Consider the following 12,915-nt stretch of genomic DNA (forward strand, 5'->3'; position numbering starts at 1 on the left):
TGAGCCACCCCGGGCGGCGGCGGGGGCCGGCGGTTCAGGCGTCGGCCGGCGGGTTGGTCCAGATCCGTACGGCGGTGTCCGGCGGCAGCGTCGGATAGTGCCCGTCCACCGCGTGCTCCGCCAGCAGGGCGCGCAGCCGGGCGTCGAAGTCGCTCAGCCGGTCACCGAACAGGTGGGGCGCGGAGAACGACTTGGAGTAGACCTCGGCCACCACGTCGTCGACCGGCCGCACCAGGACGCGGGTCGCGGGGACCACCACCCGCTTCGGACCGAGGAATCCCGCACGGGCCAGGATCTCCTCCTCGCCGCTCGGCGTGCCGTCGGGGAGCACCGAGCGGCCCGCGCGGCGCTGACTGCCCAGGTACTCGGCGATCAGCGCGTTCAGCGCGGCGTCCGGGACGGGGACGGTGCCCGGCGGCTGCGCGGCCGGCGGGGTCTTCACGTCGGCCACCAGGACGACGTGCCCGCCGGGCCGCAGCGCCGTGCGCAGCTGTGCGGCGACCCGTTCGCGGTCCATCCAGTGGAACGACTGGGCGAGGACCACCGCGTCCAGTTCGCCGGGGGCGAAGGTGGCGTCCTCGGCGGTGGTCGTGCGCCAGGTGATGTTGGCGGCGACGCTCAGCGCCCGGCCGTTGGCGACCATGTCCGGGTCCGGGTCCACGGCGATGACCCGCTGGACGTACCCGGCCAGGGTCCGCGCCAGGGTGCCCGGCCCGCAGCCGAGGTCGGCGACCGTGCCCCGGCCGTCCAGGCCGAGTTCGTCCCGCAGGGTCGCCCCCAGCGCGTCCGCGTACGGGAGCCGTCCGCGCTCGTAGAAGCCGGCCGATCCCCTGAACAGGTACTCGTCCCATGCCGTACCGCCGTGACCTGCCACTGTGCCCCGTTTCTCCCACCTGGCGGAAACGGCCTCATGGTAGCCGCGCGGGCCGGCCGGCGGGCGGACCGTCAGATTCAGACGTCCACATACCCGGCGCTGCCGCGCTCCAGCGGCGGCACGGCGGCAGGCGCGGGGATCAGGCCGGTGCCGTAGAGGTGGGCGTGGGCGAACGCGAGGGCCTGCGGGGTGGTGGCGAAAGTCCGGCCCGTGGCGTGGAGTTCGTCCAGGACACCCAGGGCGTCCAGGCAGGTCCGGTGGTCCTCGCGGACCCCGGAGACCAGGACCAGGGTGCCCCGGCGGGTCAGCCTGGTGATCGCGTCGCCCAGCACCTTCGCACCGGAGGCGTCGATCGCGCTGACCCGCGACATCCGCAAGATCACCACCCTCACGTCCGCCGCCGCGGTGAGTTCCAGCAGGAAGCGGTGGGCGGCGGCGAAGAGCAGCGGGCCGTCCAGCCGGTAGGCCACGATGTGCTCGGCCAGCAGCCGCTGCTCCTCCTCGTGGTGATCGGCCGGCGGCAGGTCGGCATGGAGCGGCACCTGCTCCAGGCGGGCGGCGCGGGCGACCTGGCGCAGGGCCAGCACACCGGCCAGGACGAGACCGGCGATGACGGCGTTGACCAGGGTGGAGGCCAGCGTCACGATCGCGGTCAGCGCCATGACGAGCGTCTCCCCCCGCCCCGAGCGGGCCAGGGCCCGGAGCGAGCCGACCTCGACCATGCGGACGGCGGTGGCGATCAGCACCCCGGCCAGCGCGGCCAGCGGGATGTCCGCGACCAGCGGGGCGGCGGCGAACACGATCACCGCGAGCACGGCCGCGTGCACCAGGGCGGACAGCCGCGAGACGGCACCGCTGCGCACATTGACGGCGGTGCGCGCGATGGCGCCGGTGGCGGCGACGCCGCCGAACAGCGGGGCGGCCAGGTTGGCCAGGCCCTGCCCGAACAGCTCCCGGTCGGAGTCGTGCCGCTCCGAGACGCTCATCGCGTCGGCGGCCGAGGCCGACATCAGCGACTCCAGGGCCGCCAGCGCCGCGACCGCGAGCGCGGAGGGCAGCAGCGCGGGGACGTGGCCGGTCTCGAAGAAGCCCAGCGAGGGGGCCGGGATTCCGGCGGGCAGGTGCCCGATGGTCGCCACGTGCAGCTGGGCGGCCTGGGCGACGACGGTCGCCCCCACCACGGCGACCAGCGAGAACGGCACCCCGGGCCGCAGGCGTGCGCCCAGCAGCATGGCGGCGACGACGGTCACCGCGATGGCGGTGGCGGCCCAGTGGGGGTGGGTGGCGAAGTCGGCGGCGGCCTTGGCGGCGACGACGGCGGGGTTGTCCCCGGCGGGGGCCTTCACGCCCAGCGCGTTGGGGATCTGCTGTAGGCCGATGACGGCGGCGATGCCCAGGGTGAAGCCCTCCACCACCGGCACCGGCACGTACGCCATCCAGCGGCCGGCCCGCGCGAGTGCGAGGGCGACCAGGATCGCCCCGGCCAGCAGGCCGACGGTTATGACCCCGTTGGTGCCGTAGCGGTGGACGATCGGGACCAGGACCACGGTCATCGCCCCGGTGGGGCCGGTGACCTGGAGGTTCGAGCCGCCGCAGACCGCCGCGACGGCGCCGGCGATCACGGCGGTGACCAGCCCGGCCTGGGCACCGGCGCCCGAGGAGATCCCGAATCCCAGCGCCAGGGGCAGCGCGACGATCGCGACGGTCAGCCCGGCGAGGAGGTCCTTGCGCGGCGATCGGCCCATGGTGCCCAGGGTGTACCGGTCGGGCAGCACCGCCCGCAGGCGGTCCAGCAGCCCGGTGCCGATGCGCGCGGCGTTCACGCGACCCGCCCCGAGTCGGTCTGCTCCCAGGTGGCCTCGGCCTGGCACAGCGGGACCGGCACGGTCCTCAACTCCTTGCTCCTCGTCGTCTGCCCCGCCGGGGCCCGCTGGGCGCCGTCGCGAATCCAGTACATGCGCAACAAACCATGCCATCAATTGAAGAACTATTCAATTCACCAAGCTGTGGATGGCAGCCGATCCGGACACCGGGCGGATCAACCGCCTGACCGGTGGACACCCATGGCCCGGACCGCCGGGGCGGCCGCCGCTCAGCCCCCGGGGGCCTCTCCCGCCCGGTCATGTGCCCGGCGCCCCAACCGCTCCCCGAGGCAGCAGAGCACGGTGACGGCACTGAAGGCGGCGCCCAGGACGCAGACCCCGGGCCACCCGGCGTGCGGCCAGACCAGGGAGGTGCACACCGAGCCGGTCACACCGCCGAGGAAGTACGTCGTCATATAGACGGAGTTGAGCCGGCTGCGCGCCTGCGGTTCCAGCGCGTACACGACGTTCTGGTTGCTGATGTGCACCGCCTGCACGGACAGGTCGAGCAGCAGGATTCCGGCGAGCAGCCAGCCGAGCCCGTGCCCGCCGGCGGCGAGCAGCGCCCAGGCGGCGAGCAGGAGGACCGCGCCGCCGCCCGTCACGGTGTGCGCCAGTCCCCGGTCGGCCAGCCGCCCGGCGGCCGACGCCGCACCGGCCCCGGCGGCGCCGGCCAGCCCCAGCAGCCCGATGGCCGAGACGGACCAGCCGTACGGCGCGGCCGACAGCAGGAAGGTCAGCGAGACCCACAGCACGGTGAACGCCGCAAAGCTCGACGCGCCGATCAGGGACCGCCGGCGCAGCACCGGATACCGGCGCCACAGCCGGGCCGTCGAGCGCAGCGCGCGCAGGTAGGGAGTGCGGTCGGCAGCGGGGAACAGCGGCAGGGCACGCCGCAGCAGCAGCGCCATCGTCAGCATCAGCACGGCGTTCGCCCAGTAGACCGTCCGCCAGCCGCCGAGCTGCGCCAGGCCGCCCGCAGCCGTCCGGGCGAGCAGGATGCCCAGCAGCAGCCCCGTCATGACGGTGCCCACCGCCCGGCCGCGCACTTCGGGTGCCGCCATGGTCGCGGCGAACGGCACCATCACCTGGGCGCCGACGGAGCACAGTCCGGTCAGGGCCAGCCCGGCGAAGAGCAGTACGGTGTTCGGCGCGGCGGCCGTACAGGCCAGCCCGGCGGCGGTGGCCGCGCACAGCGTCACGGTGAGCCGCCGCCGCTCCAGCAGATCGCCCAGCGGCACCAGCAGCAGCAGCCCGCACACATAGGCCACCTGACTGGCGGTCACCAGGAGCGCCGCCGTACCGGAGCCGATCCGGAACCGGTCCGCGATGGTGTCCAGCAGCGGCTGCGCGAAGTAGTTCCCGGCCACGGACAGACCGGTGGCGACGGCCATCAGCAGCAGCGTGCGGTGCGTGATGCCCCCGGCGCCGCGACCGGTCCGCTGCGCGGCGGCCGTCACCAGGGGTCCTCGGCGCGGGCCGGTGCGCGGAGCGTACCCGGTGGCGGGCCGCTCACCAGCTGACCGGGAGGGCCGCCGGGCAGGCGAAGAAGCCGCCGTCCGCCTTCTCCACCGCGTGCGGCTCCACGGAGAGCCGCAGCCCCGGGAGACGCTCGAAGAGCGTCGCGTAGGCCGTGGCCAGCACCGCCACGGCCAGCACGGAGCCCAGGCAGAAATGCGGCCCCGCACCGAAGAAGACGGACCCCTTCTCCTCCCGGTGCAGGTCGAACACCCCGGGATCGGTGAACGCACGCGGGTCGTGCGCGGCGGCCAGCGCGGAGGTGATGACCCCCTCGCCCTTGGCGATGCGGACGCCGTGCCGCTCGACGTCCTCCAGCGCCACCCGGGGGAAGTTGGTGATGCCGTTGTTGTGGTAGCGCAGCACCTCGCGCACCGCCTCCGGCCAGAGCTGCGGGTCCCGCAGGCAGTCCGCCAGCTGGCCGCTGTGCAGCAGCAGCGTCATGACGCCCACCGTCAGCGGGGGGACGAGCGGATCGGTCACGTTCATCAGCAGCAGGCCCACCGTGCTCACCGCCTCCTGCCGGGAGATCGCCCCGTCCCGCACGGCCCGCACCAGCGTCGCCACCGGCCCCGGCGAGACGTCCTCCGCGTCCCCGGCCCGGTCCACCAGGCGCCCGGCCAGCTCCGCGACGGCGGCGGTGGCCGAGGCGACCTGCTCCTCGGTGCCGAGCAGGTCCAGCTGCTCCCGGATGCGCGCCTGCACCCAGCGGTGCTCGGCGGCGTCGATGCCCATCACCTCGCCGGCGAACCGCGCCACCAGCGGCTCGCTGAAGTCCTTGACCAGATCCGCCGCCCGCCCGGCACGCTCCATCCGGTCGAGCAGGTCGTGCGCGTGCTGCCGCGCCGCGGCGCGCCACTGCTCCACCGACCGGCGGGTGAAGTAGGAGCCCAGGACGGCCCGGAGGCGGGTGTGGTCGTCCCCCTCCATGTTGAACAGCGACCCTTCGACCGAGGTGAGGTCGTCCCCGGCCATCCGCGGCGCCCCGGGGAAGACCAGGTCCCGGGAGAACCGAGGGTCATGCATCACGAATCGGACGTCCGCGTACCGCGTGACCAGCCAGAGCCGGTTGCCGCTGGGCATCTCGACCGGGCACAGCGGTCGGTTGTCCCGGAGTTCGGCCAGGACGGGCGGGACGGTGAAGAGCGGTCCGGGCGGGAAGTCCTGAGGCACCTTCAGGACGTCCCGCTCGGGCAGGTCGGTGATAGCCATGTCTCGCCCCTGCCGGTTCTCTCCTCTTGGACGTGATTCGCCCGCATTTGCATTCCCCCTCCCGAGGCTGCGGAAACGGTTCGAACGGAACACCGGCGGCGGCCGTGCGATGCGGCGTCAGCCGACCGGGACACCCCCCTCGGGCCCGCGCGCGGACGGCCGAAGGAGTGACTCCCCGCCGGCGGCAGCGCCGCCCGGCCCAGCACGGGGGTTACCGTGGGTGACGGTCCGTCCGAGCGGACGGCCGCCCGGTGAGCCGGCGCAGCCTGCGGGTGAGGCGGTGCGAGTGGATCTGACGACGGTACGCGAGGTGTGCGACGCCCGGCGCCGTACGGCCTGGCAGCCGGGGGACGCCTGGCTCGCCGGAGGAACCCACCTGTTCTCCGAACCCGACCCCGGGCTGCGCAGGCTCTGGGACCTGGGCCCGATGGGCTGGCCGCCGCTCACCGCCACCGATCAGGGCCTGGAGATCGCCGCGACCTGCACCGTCGGCGAACTGCTGGCGTTCGCCACGGCCGACGGCGGCCACTGGCCACGGGCACGCGCCCTGATCGCACAGTGCTGTGCGGCGTTCTCCTCCTCGTTCAAGGTCTGGAACACCGCCACGGTGGGCGGCAATGTCTGCCTGGCCCTGCCCGCCGCCCCCATGGTCTCGCTGGCCGCCGCCCTCGGGGGCGTCTGCCTGCTCCGGGGCCCGGCCGGCCGGTCCCGGCGCCTGCCGGTGCACCGGTTCGTCACCGGGCCCGGCCGCACCGCCCTGCGGCCGGGCGAACTGCTGCGCTCGGTCACGCTGCCCGCCGACGCGCTGCACGGGCACACCGCCTTCCGCCGGGCCGCCCTGCGGCCGCACGGCCGCTCGGCCGTGCTGGTGACCGGCGTCCTGGACCCGCGCCGGGGCGGCTGCGCCATCACCGTGACCGCCGCCACCCCGCGACCCGTACGACTCGCCTTCCCCCGCCTCCCCACCGCCGACGGCCTGAGGCGGGCCGTCCACCGGGCGGTACCACCCGCGATGATCGTGGACGACGTCCACGGGGCACCGCGATGGCGCCGCCACCTGACCGCCCACCTGGCCGAGGAAGTCCGCAGTGAGCTGTCGGCCGGCCGGTAGACCGTGAGCTTCCGGACGCGCGTCAACGGCGAACCCACCCACCAGCCCCCGGCCCCGGGCCAGTGCCTGCGCGGCTACCTGCGGGAGCGCGGCTGGACCGGGGTGAAGAAGGGCTGCGACACCGGCGACTGCGGCGCCTGCACCGTGCACGTCGACGGCGTCCCCGTCCACAGCTGCCTGTACCCGGCGGTGCGCGCGGCGGGCCGGGCCGTCACGACCGTGGAGGGACTGGCCGACGGCGAGCACCTCCACCCCGTCCAGCAGCGCTTCCTGGACGCCCACGGATTCCAGTGCGGCTTCTGCACCCCCGGCTTCGTGATGACCGCCGCCGCGCTGACCCCCGAGCAGCTGACCGACCCGCAGCAGGCACTCCGGGGCAGCCTCTGCCGCTGCACCGGATACCGCGCCATCGAGGACGCCCTGCACGGGCGGTGCCCCGACCGGGAAGCCGCCACGGACACCCCGCACGGAGCGGACGCGATCGGCCGCAACTGCCCGCAGCCCGCCGCCCGCGAGGTGGTCACCGGCGCCGCCCGCTACACCGTGGACACCGACCTCCCCGGGCTGCTCCACATCAGACTCGTACGCTCCCCGCACGCGCACGCCCGCGTCCTGGACATCCGGGTCCACGACGCCCTCGCCGTGCCCGGCGTCCACCTGGTGCTCACCCACCGCGACGCACCGACCGTACGCTTCTCCACCGCCCTGCACGAGCGCGAGGACCAGGAACCCGCCGACACCCGGGTCCTGGACGACGTGGTGCGCCACGTCGGGCAGCGGGTGGCCGCCGTCGTCGCGGCCGACGAAGCGGCGGCCGAGGAGGGCTGCCGCCGCGTCGCGGTCACCTACCGGGTGCTGCCCGCCGTCACCGACGCCGAACAGGCCCTGCGGCCGAACGCGGTACGGGTGCACCCCGGCGGCAACGTCCTGGACGAACTCCACACCGGCGCCGCAGCGCCCGGTTTCCGCGACGCGGCCGCCGTCTACGAGGCGACCTTCCGCACCCAGCGGGCCCAGCACACGGCCCTGGAGACCCACGCCGCGACCGCCTGGACCGCCGAGGACGGACGGCTCACGGTCCACAGCACCACCCAGGCCCCCCATCTGACCCGCAGGACCATCTGCACCGTCTTCGGACTGCCGCCGCACCGGGTGCGGGTGACCGCCGGCCGTCTCGGCGGAGCCTTCGGCGGCAAGCAGGAGATGCTGGTCGAGGACATCGCCGTCCTCGCCGCGCTGCGGACCGGCCGCCCGGTCCGACTGGAGTACACCCGCGCCGAACAGTTCACCGCGGCCACCGTCCGCCACCCCTTCAGCGTCCGCGTCAAGGCCGGGGCACGCTCCGACGGCTCGCTGACCGCCCTCCGGCTACGGGTCCTCTGCGACACCGGCGCCTACGGCAACCACGCGTCGACCGTCCTGCGCAACTCCCTGGACAGCCTCTCCCTCTACCGCTGCCCCCGCACCGAGATCCACGCCTACGCCGTGTACACCCACACCCTGCCCTCCGGCGCGTTCCGCGGCTACGGCCAGGGACAGGTCGTCTTCGCGCTGGAGTCCGCACTGGACGAACTCGCCCGCACCCTGGGCCTCGACCCGCTGGAGATGCGCGCACGCTGCTACCTCCGCCCCGCAGACCCCATCGGAGCCCGCGAGAACGGCGCCCACCAGCTGACCGCCGACACCGGCCTGACCCAGTGCCTGGACGCCATCCGCACCGCACGGCTGCACCGCGCCGCCGCCCCCGCGCCCGGCCCCGAGTGGCTGACCGGCGAGGGCATGGCCGCCTGCATCACCCCCAGCGCACCCTCGGACGGGCACCTCGCCCAGGCCCGGATCAGCCTGCGCCCGGACGGAGCCTGGGACCTGACGCTCGGCGCGCCCGAGTTCGGCAGCGGGAGCACCACGGCCCACCGGCAGCTCGCCGCCGCCACCCTGGCCACCACCCCCGCACAGATCCACGTCCACCAGGCCGACACCGACCTGCTCACCCACGACAGCGGCGGCTTCGCCTCCGCCGGCACCGCCGTGGCCGCCCGCGCGGTGCACCACGCCTGCCAGGACCTGCGCGACACCGCCCTGGACCTGGCAGCCGCCCACACCGGCACGGACCGCACCGCCTGCCACCTGGAGCCGGACGCCGTCCGCTGCGCCGGGCGCCGCCTGCCGCTCACCGACCTCCACCGCGCCGCCCGCGCCCTGGGGCACCCGCTGACGGCCGAGGGCCGCGCCGAGGCCGAAGCCCGGTCCGTCGCGTCCACCGTGCAGTGGTTCCGCGTCGCCGTGCACCCGGCCACCGGCGCCGTCACCATCCTGGACAGCGTGCACGCCGCCGACGCCGGGACCGTCCTCAACCCGGCCCAGTGCCGAGGGCAGATCGAGGGGGCCGTGGCCCAGGGCATCGGCACCACCCTGCTGGAGGAGCTGCGCATCGACCCGGACGGCCGGGTGACCACCCCCAGCCTGCGCACCTATCCGATCCCCGGCGCCGCCGACCTGCCCCGCACCGAGATCCACTTCGCCCGCACCCATGACCCGGGCGGCGCACTGGGCGCCAAGCCCATGAGCGAGGCCCCCTTCAACCCGGTCGCCCCCGCCCTGGCCAACGCCCTGCGTGACGCGACCGGCATCCGCTTCACCACCCTGCCGCTGCGTGCGGACACCGTCTGGCTGGCCCTGGACGCCACCCGGCCCGACTCCATCCCCTGACCGGCCGCCACAGCTGTTCGCTGCGGCCACGGTGACGCCGATGGGCGTACGACAACGGGGCGGGGGCCGCGACTGGTCGCGACCCCCGCCCCGCCGTCGCCTACCGGGTCACCACCGGTCGATGCCCATGACCCTCGCCGCGTCGTGGATGGCGTTGTAGTGCGGGATCGACAGGTCGGACTTCTTGTCCTTCGGCGGCAGGTTCCGGTCGGCGGCCCGGAACTCGTCACGCGCCTCGGCCAGCAGGCTGGTCCCGTGGCTGACCGGCACGTCCCCCTTCCCATGGGCGGGGTGCGACTTGGCCGCCGTCTGGCTCCCGGCGTGGGCCAGGATGCTCCGCGCCTGGTTGTAGGCGGCGGCCTTGACCGTCTTCGGGTTCCGGCTCTCCGTCAGCGCACGCGCACCGGTCGTCGCGGCGGCGTTCCCGGCACCGACGACAGCGGGGGCGACCATCGCCGCCGAGCCCGCCGGGGCGGCCTGGGCAGACGTCGGTACGGTCAGCGAGAGCAGGGCGGAGGCAGCGAGCGCACTGAGAACCGTGGTCATGCGTCGAGTGTTCATGACCTGCCCAACGGCCCGGCCGCAGGCGGGTCACGCCGCCCGGCGGCCGGTAACCCTGGTGGCCCCCCCGACATCAGCCATCCGCCGGGAGCCGACCACTGCGGAGCCGGCCGGTCCGGCGTGGGCACCGCCTCCGGCCCCGCGCCCCGCAGCACCGGGGGCCGCCGCGAGCGGTCAGGCGGCGGAGCGCTCGTCGGGCAGCCGCCGGCGCAGCGCGGCCTGCTGCGCGCCATGAGCGACATCGTCGCGCCGGACGACCACGGCTACACCCAGCGCATGATCGCCCTGCTCGTCGACGGACTCCGCTACGGCGCCCGCCCCGGGCCCTCCCCGGTCTGACGGCGTCGTTTGACGGGAACGCACGTCCACTAGTCAACTTGGCCAGTGACTTCCAGCGTCGACCAGCGCCCATGGCTCAGCGCCCTTCCGCAGCAGCCGTCCACCCGGGCGCGGGCGCCCATGCGACGTTGGCTGCGCACCCGTCCGACGGTCGCCGCCTGGGTGGTGACGGCCGTCTTCTTCGCCCTGTACGCCGCAGTCTCGGTGCTGAGGCACCGCCGGATGGCCACCGCCGGCTACGACCTCGGGATATTCGAGGAGGCGGTACGCGCCTACGCCCACGGCCACGCCCCGGTGGTGGAGCTGAAGGGGCCGGGCTTCAATCTGCTCGGCGACCACTTCCATCCGGTGCTCGTCGTGCTGGCGCCGCTCTACCGGGCCTTTCCGTCACCGGTGACGCTGCTGGTGGCGCAGGCCGCGCTGATGGCAGCCGCCTGCCTGCCGCTCACCCGATGGGCGCACCGGGCGGTCGGGCCGGGCGCCGGGCTGGTGGTCGGCTGCGGAGTGGGGGCCTCCTGGGGGATGGTCTCGGCGGTCTCGTTCGACTTCCACGAGGTGTGCTTCGCCGTACCGCTGCTCGCCTTCGCCGTGGAGGCGCTGGGGAACGGCCGGTGGCGGGCGGCGGCCTGCTGGACGCTTCCGCTGCTGCTGGTCAAGGAGGACCTGGGGCTGACCGTGGCGGCGGTCGGCGCCCTGATCGTATGGCGGGGGCCGCGACGGTGGGGCTGGGTCCTGGTGGCGGCGGGGCTGGCGGGCACCGCGCTGGAGATGGCGGTACTGCTGCCTGCGGTGAATCCGCATGGCACCTTCGACTACTGGCGTCAGATGTCGGACGGCGGCGGAGGCGGCGGCCCGGCGCAGTTGCTGCGGGTGCTGTGGCCGCCGTCCAAGTGGCTGCTGCTGCTGATGGTGGCCGCGCCGACCGCTCTGCTGGGGCTGCGTTCGTCCCTGCTCCTGCTGTGCGTGCCGACGCTGGCCTGGCGGCTGCTCTCCGACAACCCGCACCACTGGAGCCTGCACTACCACTACAGCGCCTTGCTGATGCCGGTCGTCCTCGGCGGCCTGGTGGACGTACTGGGCCGCCGCCCCCGGGTCTGCTCGCCCGGCCGGGCGCGGGTCGCCTTGACGGCCTGCGCCGCGTTCACGGCGGTGACCGCGGCGCTCTACCCGCTCCATGAGCTGGTGACACCGTCGAGCTGGCGCACCCCGGCCCATGTCCGGAGCGCTCGGGCGGTGCTGGGCCGCATCCCGGACGGAGCCCGGGTCGCCGCCACCAATCGCCTCTCCGCCCAGCTCACCGGCCGGTCCGTCGTCGGGATAGCCTGCGGGGCCACTCCGCCGGGGCCCTGGTCGCCGGTGGCGCTGCCGGACCGGCGACCCGACTGGGTGGTCGCGGACCGCACCGACTCGGACGGCTTCCCGCTGTGCGGGAGCCCGGTGCGGGTACTCGCCGCCTACCGCGCGGCGGGCTATCGGACGGTCGTCCAGGCGGACGGGGTCGTCCTGCTGAACGCGCCCGCCGTGCGCGACGGCTTCGGCGCCCCCCGGCTCCCGGCTGGTGACGCGCGTGCTGCGTTGCCGTCGGGCTGACGCCTCCCACTGAGCGTGTCCCCGCTCTTGCGTGCCCGGCCGTCTCCACTATGATCATAAGTAAGTACTTACTTATGGGGTGAGCATGGACAGCCGTACCCGCGTCGTGGAGGAGGCCATGCGACTCTTCGGCGAGCAGGGCTACACCAAGACCACGATCGCCGAGATCGAACGGGCAGCCGGGCTCTCACCGGGGTCCGGAGCGCTCTACCGGCACTTCCGCTCGAAAGAGGAGCTGCTGGCCGAGGGCGTGCGCGCAAAGGTCGCCGGGAACGCCGGACTGCTCGCACTCCTCGGTGACCCGCAGGCCGCAGCCGCGCTGCCCCTGCGCGAGCGGCTGGCGGCGCTGGCCCGCGCCGGACTGCGCCGCCTGGATGGGGAGCGCGACCTCAACCGGATCGTGGTGCGCGACCTGGCCGCCTTCCCGGCGCTGCTGGCCGAGGTCCGCGAGGGCGAGATGCGCCGCATCCACGCCGGGGTGGCGCAGTGGCTGCGGATGCAGGCCGGCCCCGGGGAGCGGGACTGGGACGCGCTCGCCGTGGTGCTCGTGGGGGCCATCTCGCACTTCTGGCTGCTGCGGGACGTGTTCGGCACCCATCCCAGCGGCCTCGACGAGGACCGCATGGTGGCCGCCTTCGTGGATCTCGCCGAAGGGCTCCTCCAGCGGCCCGGCTCCTGAGCGGTCCCCGCACAGCTGATCACGACACAGACAATCGGAGTGGCACGATGAACATCGCATTGTGGATCACGCAGGGCCTGCTGGCCGCCGTCTTCCTGGCCTCGGGGATCATGAAGTCGACACAGACGAAAGCCAAGTTGATCGCGTCGGGCCAGACCGGCGTCGCCCCCTTTCCCCTGCCGGTGATCCGGACGGTCGCGGCACTGGAGATCGCCGCCGCGCTCGGGCTCATCGCCCCCCGGCTGACCGGCATAGTCCCGGTCCTCACCCCGCTGGCCGCCGTCGGCCTCATCGCGGTCATGATCGGCGCGGCCATCGCGCACTGGAGCCTGCGGGAGTACAAGCAGGTTTTCGGCGTCAACCTGGTCCTCCTGCTCCTCGCCCTCTTCGTGGCCATCGGCAGGTTCTGAGCGCCCGCCGAAGCGCGGCACGGGCCGCCGGCCCGCCCGGCCCGCGAGGA

General features: G+C 74.5%; 11 protein-coding genes. 5 read left to right on the plus strand and 6 right to left on the minus strand.

The window, feature by feature from the left end; genetic code table 11:
• Nucleotides 1-34: 34 nt before the first annotated feature.
• The 5 genes from ACIQGZ_RS17600 to ACIQGZ_RS17620 all read right to left on the minus strand — a co-directional run bounded on the left by ACIQGZ_RS17600 (nucleotide 35) and on the right by ACIQGZ_RS17620 (nucleotide 5,466).
• Nucleotides 35-874 carry a class I SAM-dependent methyltransferase gene (locus ACIQGZ_RS17600; RefSeq protein ID WP_402602744.1) on the minus strand — a complete coding sequence of 280 codons (840 nt, stop codon included), beginning with the start codon at nucleotides 872-874 and terminating at the stop codon, nucleotides 35-37.
• A 77-nt stretch (nucleotides 875-951) separates the two neighbouring features.
• Nucleotides 952-2,619, minus strand: coding sequence for a SulP family inorganic anion transporter (locus tag ACIQGZ_RS17605; RefSeq protein ID WP_402602824.1), 1,668 nt, complete (start codon nucleotides 2,617-2,619; stop codon nucleotides 952-954).
• 74 nt (nucleotides 2,620-2,693) lie between these two features.
• The gene (locus ACIQGZ_RS17610) at nucleotides 2,694-2,831 is read right to left on the minus strand and encodes a hypothetical protein (RefSeq protein WP_402602745.1); all 138 of its coding nucleotides are present in this window, start codon (nucleotides 2,829-2,831) and stop codon (nucleotides 2,694-2,696) included.
• A 135-nt stretch (nucleotides 2,832-2,966) separates the two neighbouring features.
• Nucleotides 2,967-4,196, minus strand: a complete 1,230-nt coding sequence (locus ACIQGZ_RS17615; RefSeq protein ID WP_402602746.1) for an MFS transporter — start codon at nucleotides 4,194-4,196, stop codon at nucleotides 2,967-2,969.
• Nucleotides 4,197-4,248: 52 nt separating this feature from the next.
• Nucleotides 4,249-5,466 carry a cytochrome P450 gene (locus ACIQGZ_RS17620; RefSeq protein ID WP_402602747.1) on the minus strand — a complete coding sequence of 406 codons (1,218 nt, stop codon included), beginning with the start codon at nucleotides 5,464-5,466 and terminating at the stop codon, nucleotides 4,249-4,251.
• A 286-nt stretch (nucleotides 5,467-5,752) separates the two neighbouring features.
• Here ACIQGZ_RS17620 and ACIQGZ_RS17625 point away from each other — a divergent pair, with 286 nt between their 5' ends.
• Together ACIQGZ_RS17625 and ACIQGZ_RS17630 are read left to right on the plus strand one after the other, a co-directional pair.
• Complete coding sequence (locus ACIQGZ_RS17625) at nucleotides 5,753-6,577, plus strand: FAD binding domain-containing protein (RefSeq protein ID WP_402602748.1); 825 nt, start codon at nucleotides 5,753-5,755, stop codon at nucleotides 6,575-6,577.
• Nucleotides 6,578-6,580: 3 nt separating this feature from the next.
• On the plus strand, nucleotides 6,581-9,286 hold the full coding sequence (locus ACIQGZ_RS17630; protein ID WP_402602749.1) for a molybdopterin-dependent oxidoreductase: 2,706 nt from the start codon (nucleotides 6,581-6,583) through the stop codon (nucleotides 9,284-9,286).
• A 108-nt stretch (nucleotides 9,287-9,394) separates the two neighbouring features.
• Here the strand turns inward: ACIQGZ_RS17630 and ACIQGZ_RS17635 are convergent, their stop codons facing one another.
• Complete coding sequence (locus tag ACIQGZ_RS17635) at nucleotides 9,395-9,832, minus strand: hypothetical protein (protein ID WP_402602750.1); 438 nt, start codon at nucleotides 9,830-9,832, stop codon at nucleotides 9,395-9,397.
• A gap of 399 nt (nucleotides 9,833-10,231) precedes the next feature.
• Between ACIQGZ_RS17635 and ACIQGZ_RS17640 the strand changes: the two genes are divergently transcribed.
• The 3 genes from ACIQGZ_RS17640 to ACIQGZ_RS17650 all read left to right on the plus strand — a co-directional run bounded on the left by ACIQGZ_RS17640 (nucleotide 10,232) and on the right by ACIQGZ_RS17650 (nucleotide 12,865).
• Entirely contained in the window at nucleotides 10,232-11,776 is a 1,545-nt protein-coding gene (locus tag ACIQGZ_RS17640; protein ID WP_402602752.1) for a DUF2079 domain-containing protein, read from the plus strand.
• An 85-nt stretch (nucleotides 11,777-11,861) separates the two neighbouring features.
• Complete coding sequence (locus ACIQGZ_RS17645) at nucleotides 11,862-12,455, plus strand: TetR/AcrR family transcriptional regulator (RefSeq protein ID WP_402602754.1); 594 nt, start codon at nucleotides 11,862-11,864, stop codon at nucleotides 12,453-12,455.
• Between the two features lie 47 nt (nucleotides 12,456-12,502).
• Nucleotides 12,503-12,865: a DoxX family protein gene (locus tag ACIQGZ_RS17650; RefSeq protein WP_402602756.1), complete on the plus strand. Its 363-nt coding sequence runs from the start codon at nucleotides 12,503-12,505 to the stop codon at nucleotides 12,863-12,865.
• Nucleotides 12,866-12,915: the final 50 nt, after the last annotated feature.

Source organism: Streptomyces sp. NPDC092296 (assembly GCF_044755465.1).
Taxonomy (GTDB): domain Bacteria; phylum Actinomycetota; class Actinomycetes; order Streptomycetales; family Streptomycetaceae; genus Peterkaempfera.